The organism is Skermanella sp. (genome assembly GCF_059503625.1).
Genome location: NZ_JCACHA010000964.1, coordinates 1 through 6,636 on the forward strand (window position 1 = coordinate 1; position 6,636 = coordinate 6,636).

Genomic DNA, 6,636 nt, shown 5'->3' on the forward strand with positions numbered 1-6,636 from the left:
TTTGCAGTGTCATGTGGCTGTATTATCAAAGATAAAACACTTTTTAGTGGTGTAAGCTAGCATCACCACTCGATATACGTAAAGCTTGCGTTATGCCCGCAAGATGCTGCCGGGGGGAAGCATGCCGACAGCAGGTGAGCAAAGTCTGGATAAACATCCCCAACCTTGAGCCGCATAGTGCGAAAGCGCACCCTGTTGCGCCCGCTCGCTGGTGCGCGGCGGAGCATTCGAGTCTGTCCCTGATATGAAGGTTATGAGCGCTGCGACCCGGCACAAACGTCTGTTCGTGATGAAACCTCTGGCTAGCCAACGCTTACGATGAGGTCGGGGGTATATGTAGGGTGACGTTCGCACCCCCGTCGTTCCGGCACGTTTCCCGCTCTACCTCCTAAGCATAGTGGCCGCCAGGGCATGGACACGCTATGGACCCTTGAGAAACCATAGTCAGTTTGCTGGTATGGGTCGTTCGAGTCATGAACATATCATTGTCCGGCTGGATAACGGCAGGCGGCACCGCAACCTCCGGAACCGGTACGAGTGACCCAGTCAGTCCCCCGCGAGGATGAACTCGCCTACCGCCTGCGCCAGCAACGGCTTCTCGCCGATTTCGGATTCTTCGCCCTGCGTTGCCGGGATCTGGATCGCCTTCTCCAGCGTGCGGCCGAGCTTTGCGCCGAGGGTATGGGAACCGATCTGTGCAAGGTGCTGGAATGGCTTCCAGACCGGGATCAACTGCTGATGCGGGCAGGTATCGGCTGGGCCGAGGGGCTGGTCGGTCATGCTATGGTCGGCGCCGACCTGGAATCACCCGCAGGCTATGCCCTCAAGACAGGCGCGCCGGTGATCTCGAACCACCTGGAACACGAAGCGCGCTTCCGGACGCCGCACGTCCTTGCCATCCATGGCGTCCGCCGCGCCATCAACGTCGTCATCCGTGACGGCGCGGACGAGAGGCCGTTCGGCGTGCTCGAGGTCGACAGCTCCGATCCGGGAAGTTTCGAAGAAGCGGATCTGGCCTTCATGCAGGGGTTCGCCAACCTGCTCGGCGTCGCGATCGAACGGAGCCAGGCGGAGGGCGGCCTGACTGTCTCGCATGAAAGAAATCTCGAGATACTGGAAAGCATCGGCGATGCATTCTACGCGGTCGATGCCGACTGGCGTTTCACCTACGTCAACCGCAAGGCCGAGGAATGGTGGGGACATGACCGCTCCCATCTGATCGGGGCCAATTATTGGAAGGAGTTCCCGCAGGCGGTCGGCAGCGTCGCCTATGAGGCGCACTGGACGGCGATGCGGGAACGACGGCATGTCCATTGCGAGACCATTTCGCCCATCCTGGGTCACTGGGTCGATATAGACATCCATCCGACCGCCACCGGCGGCCTGTCGGTGTATTTCCGCGACATCGGCGAGCGGAAGCGGCAGGAGGACGAGCTTCGGCGTCTCAACGAAACCCTTGAGGAGCGGGTGGTCGAACGCACGCGCGAGCGCGACCGCCTGTGGGAGCTCAGCGACGACCTGCTCGTCGTTTCGGACTACGAGGGCCACCGGATCCGGGTCAGTCCATCCTGGTCGCGGCTGCTGGGTTATGACGAGACGGCGCTTCTCACGATGCGCTACACCGACGTGATCCATCCCGACGATCTCGGCAAGGTGACGGCGTGCCTTGAGGAATTGAGGACCCATCGCCGGTCCGTCCGGTTCGAGGACCGGATACTGGCCGCCGACGGCTCATGGCGATGGGTTGCCTGGGTGCTTTCCCCCGATCCGGATGGCATGCGGTTTCACGGCGTCGGACGTGACGTCACGGCGGAAAGGACAGCCGCCGAAGCGTTGCGCGCAACGGAAGAGCAGCTTCGTCAGGCCCAGAAGATGGAAGCCCTTGGCCAGCTTACCGGTGGGGTGGCCCACGACTTCAACAACCTGCTTCAGGCGATCGGCGGCAGCCTGGAGGTGGTCGAGCGCCGGCTGGAGGCAGGGCGCACCGACGTTGCCAAGTTCAGCAGCGCCGCCCGCCTGTCGGTGGAGAAGGCGGCAATGCTAACCCAGCGCCTGCTTGCCTTCTCCCGGCGCCAGCCACTTGCCCCGAAAGTTCTCGATCTCAACGAACTCGTCCTGGGGATGCGCGACCTGGTTCAGCGCTCGGTGGGAGAAACGGTCCAGGTCGAAACGAACTTGGCGGACCGGCTGTGGCTTACCTGGGCGGATACCAGTCAGGTGGAGAACGCGCTGCTCAACCTCGCGATCAACGCCCGCGACGCCATGCCGGATGGCGGGCGCCTGATCATCGAGAGCTGCAATATCCGCCTCGACCACACGAGCCCTGCCTTGGAAGCTGGGGTGGAGCCGGGCGAATACGCGATGCTGGCGGTGAGCGATACCGGGTCCGGCATGATGCCCGGCGTGCTGGAGCGGGCCTTCGAACCGTTCTTCACGACCAAGCCGCTGGGGCAGGGAACGGGGCTGGGACTGAGCCAGCTCTACGGCTTCGCGCGTCAGTCCGGCGGGACCGCCCGCATCGAGAGCGAACAGGGCAGGGGAACCAGCGTCAAGCTCTACCTGCCGCGCCATCGCGCCGCGATCGAAAACGGTGTCGATCCCGTTCCCGGACAAGAGCCGGAAGCCCAGCCGCAAATCCACCCGGTGTCGGGTGGGCAGGGAAGCATCCTGATCGTCGAGGACGAACTGCTCGTCTCCATGGTCATGGTCGAGACACTGGAGGAGCACGGCTATACCGTGCACGAAGCTGCGGAAGGGCAAACGGCTCTCCGGATCCTCGAAAGCTCCATCCCTGTCGATCTGCTGGTGACGGATGTCGGGCTTCCCGGAATCAACGGGCGTCAGCTCGCGGAAATGGCGCGGACGCTCCGCCCGGGGCTGAAGGTCCTCTTCCTGACCGGCTATGTCCATGACAAGCCGGCAAAGGACGGATCGCCCGGATACAGCGGCGACCTTATCGGCAAGCCGGTAGCGATGGACGTCCTGCTGGCCAAGGTGAAGGCCCTGATCGAGAGCCGCTGATCCGGGTTGTGTACCGGACCGCGCCAGTCAAGCGACTGCATCTCAAGACATACCAACATATGCAAAAATGCTGAGCAAATGCCTGCGATCTGAGCATGATTTTTCGGTCATGCTCTATTGTTCCGCCGCTTAGCCGCCAGCTCACCGACATGCTCCGTTGGCACAGCCATTGCTTAGTAAGCTCATCAAGCGCAGAGCGCTCTCAAGCTCTCATGGGTTGGCGTGCCCATTGTATGGAAATCGTGCAATGCCCGGCGCGGCCATTTGACATTGGTTGACCAGCGGCCACGCAAGCGGCCGGCTGCCAAGCTGGGTTTTTCACGTGATCCATGCGGTCTTTCAATGGACTGGAGTGGACCATGTGCGATCGTGACGGTACCTTCTACCAGCAATTCTCCCGGCGGAATTTCCTGAAGACGACGGCTGCCGGCGCGGCGGCCACGGTGGCGATCCCCTCACATCTGGCGGCGCTCCTCAGCCCGACGGCTGCCCTGGCCGCGACGACGGTCAAGGCGACCCACGGGTCGGGTTTCTGCAACATGGGCATCTTCCTCGCCAAGGAGCGGGAGCTGACCAAGGCCGACGGCGTCGATCTGGAGTTCGTCGTCACCCCGTCCAATACCGAGATCACGACCATGTTCGGCGCCGGGCTGGTCGATATCTCGATGATCCCCTATTCCAACTTCATGACCCTGTACGACGCCGGCGCTCCCGTCCGGATCGTGGCCGGCGGCGGCGTCCAGGGCTGCATCATCGTGGCTAAGGAAGGCATCAAGTCGGCAGCTGACCTGAAGGGCAAGACCTTCGGCACCTTCCAGGCCGACACGCTCGAAGTGCTGCCCTACGATTACCTGAAGAAGGCCGGCATGACCTTCCAGGACGTCGATGTCCGTTACCTCAACACCTCGCCGGAACTGGCGCAGGCCTTCATCGCCGGGGCGGTGGACGCCATCTGCCACATCGAGCCCTATGCGACCCAGTGCGTCCAGGGGCGCCCCGGCGCCACCATCCTGTCGGATGGCACCGATCTTTACGGCAAGGGCTATTCCGACTGCGTGCTCGCCGCCCGCATCCCGCTGCTGGAAAGCAACCCGGCGGCGGTCAAGGCGGTCATCAAGGCGCTGATGGTGGCGCAGTCCCAGGCCGAGTCCGACAAGCAGGCCGCCCTCAACGACACGGTCGGCAGCTACTACAAGACCTCGATGGAAGCGGCGATGGACGCCTCGGCCAAGCAGCCGATCGTGGTCGACCAGCGCGACCAGACGCAGTTCATCATCGACCGCGGCGTCTCCATGAAGGAGCTGGGCTACATCCAGAAGCTGCCGGATGCCGGCGCGTTCGACTGGAGCCTGCTCAACCAGGTGATCGCCGAGAACGGCACGCTCTACAGCTCGCTGCACCTGAAGTCGGCTGCCTGAGCGACAAGCCAGTTCTTGAGCCAGTTCCTGAGTCAGAGAGAACACAATGACAATGACCACGAAGACCGGAATCGGGACCGTGGCTGAACGGGGGGACCGCGCATCCGCGCGGCCTTCCATCCCGCCGAAGCTTCGCCGGTACGGAGCGTCGATCGGGTGGAGCATCGCGTCCATCGGACTGTTCACTGCCATCTGGGAAATCCTGTGGGCGGTCGGCTGGGCCAACCCGCTGCTCCTGCCGCCGCCCCACCTGTTCCTCCAGGACATACCGGCGACATTGGGGTTCTTCGCCCAGAAGAACGTGATCGGCAGCCGGGGCACCGGCAACGGGCTGACCGGGCTGCTGATGACCATCCTGTGGACGACGACCCGCGTCGTTCTGGGGCTGACGCTGGGCTTCGTGCTGGGCGTCGCGGTCGGGGCCGTGGTCCATTACGTGCGGATCGTCCGCAACCTGCTTCTGCCGACCATCCTCCTGCTGGCCCCGATCTCCCCCGTGGCGTGGCTGCCGGTCGCGATCTTCGTGTTCGGCATCGGCGACGTCCCGGCGATCTTCCTGGTGTTCATCACCGTCTTCTTCGCGATCGTGCTGTCCACCGTCTCCCAGTTCGAGAGCGTGCCGAAGAACTACCTGCACGTCGCCCGCATCATGGGGGCGAGCGAGGCGCAGACGTTCTGGCGCGTGATCCTTCCCGCCATCCTGCCCAGCCTGTTCATGACCCTGCGGCTCAACCTGTTCGCCGCCTGGATGGTCGTGCTGATCGCCGAAGCGGTGGGAGTGGGCACCGGACTTGGGCAGATCACCAGCATGGCGCGGGCGACCTTCAACGCCAAGCTCGTCTTCTTCACCATGGCCATCATCGGCGTGCTCGGCTTCACCTTCGATTGGGCGCTGCGCTACGTCCAGAGCCGCATGCTGTGGTGGGTAGCACCGAACCAGGGAGGCAGGAGATGACCGAACCCGCCATCGCGATCCGCAACGTCGCCAAGACCTGGACGCCGGAAGGACGGCCCGCCGTCCATGCCCTCCGCAACCTCAGCCTCGACATCCTGCCCGGCGAGTTCGTGGTGCTGCTGGGGCCGTCGGGCTGCGGCAAGTCCACGCTGCTCTACATGATCGCGGGACTGGAGGGCGTTTCCTCCGGCACGATCGAGCAGGACGGCGTCGCCGTCACCCAGCCTTCGGCGGAGCGCGGCCTGATCTTCCAGGAAGCCTCGCTGTTCCCGTGGCTGACCATCGTCGACAACGTCGCCTTCGGCCTGTCCGTACGCGGCGTTCCGGCGACCGAGCGGCGGGCCATCGCGGTCGAGATGCTGCGTTCGGTCGGGCTCGGCGACATGCTGGAGAAGAAGCCGGACGAGTTGTCCGGCGGCATGCGCCAGCGGGCGGCCTGCGCTCGCGCACTCGCCATGCGGCCCAAGGTGCTGATGATGGACGAGCCGTTCGCGGCGCTGGACGTCCAGACCCGGTCCAAGATGCAGGACTTCCTGCTCCAGATCTGGCGCGACAGTGGTGCTTCGATCATCCTGGTCACGCATTCCATCGACGAGGCGATAGCGCTGGCCGACCGGGTCGTCGTCTTCACCGCTAGGCCGGGGCAGGTGAAGACCATCGTGCCGATCGACCTGCCGAGACCCAGGCCCAGCCGGGACCAGCGTTACCACGAGTACCGCGACCTCTTCACCGAGTTGCTGGCCGACGAGGTGGACCGGGCTTTCGCGGAACAGGAAGCGCTCTAGGCTCCGGACCCTGACATGACAACCATCTTTCGCGTCGGCGCGGCCTCGACAGGGCCGGCCGGCAACGGGACCGCCTGCGCCCGAGACGCGGCGGAGGCCGCCGTCGAAGCGCTGGCGAGGGCAGGGGCGGGGCTCGCGGTCCTGCCGGAACTGTTCGCTCTGCCGTATGTGGCAGGCGAAGACCCCGCCGGATGGGCGCATCTGGCCGAGCCGCTCGACGGCCCGACCGCCCGCTGGGCGGCCGATCTGTCGTCCCGGCTGGGCATTCCGATCGTGTTCGGGATGGCGCTTGCCGGCGTCGATGGCGGCAAGCCGTTCAACGCGGCGCTGCTGGCGAGACCCGGCGGCACCGTCGAACCGGTCGCACACAAGATCCACCTGCCGCCGGCAGGTCCCGGCGAGCGCTTCGGAGAAGCCGACCACTTCGCCGCCGGTCCGCCCTGCGTCGGAACGGTCG

General features: G+C 64.5%; 5 protein-coding genes. All 5 read left to right on the forward strand.

All coding sequences use genetic code 11. The features are described from left to right. Positions 1-537 precede the first annotated feature (537 nt). On the forward strand, positions 538-3,021 hold the full coding sequence (locus tag AC5JJ6_RS35410) for a PAS domain S-box protein (RefSeq protein ID WP_496046538.1): 2,484 nt from the start codon (positions 538-540) through the stop codon (positions 3,019-3,021). 359 nt (positions 3,022-3,380) lie between these two features. Next, positions 3,381-4,439 (forward strand): ABC transporter substrate-binding protein, encoded by a 1,059-nt coding sequence (locus AC5JJ6_RS35415; protein ID WP_496046539.1) that lies wholly within the window; start codon positions 3,381-3,383, stop codon positions 4,437-4,439. A gap of 46 nt (positions 4,440-4,485) precedes the next feature. Then, on the forward strand, positions 4,486-5,394 hold the full coding sequence (locus AC5JJ6_RS35420; protein WP_496046540.1) for an ABC transporter permease: 909 nt from the start codon (positions 4,486-4,488) through the stop codon (positions 5,392-5,394). Next, the gene (locus AC5JJ6_RS35425; RefSeq protein WP_496046541.1) at positions 5,391-6,179 is read left to right on the forward strand and encodes an ABC transporter ATP-binding protein; all 789 of its coding nucleotides are present in this window, start codon (positions 5,391-5,393) and stop codon (positions 6,177-6,179) included. The genes AC5JJ6_RS35420 and AC5JJ6_RS35425 overlap by 4 nt, the downstream gene beginning before the upstream one ends. Before the next feature lie 15 nt (positions 6,180-6,194). Continuing rightward, positions 6,195-6,636 (forward strand): nitrilase-related carbon-nitrogen hydrolase (locus AC5JJ6_RS35430; RefSeq protein WP_496046542.1); only part of this gene is annotated, 442 nt, incomplete at its 3' end.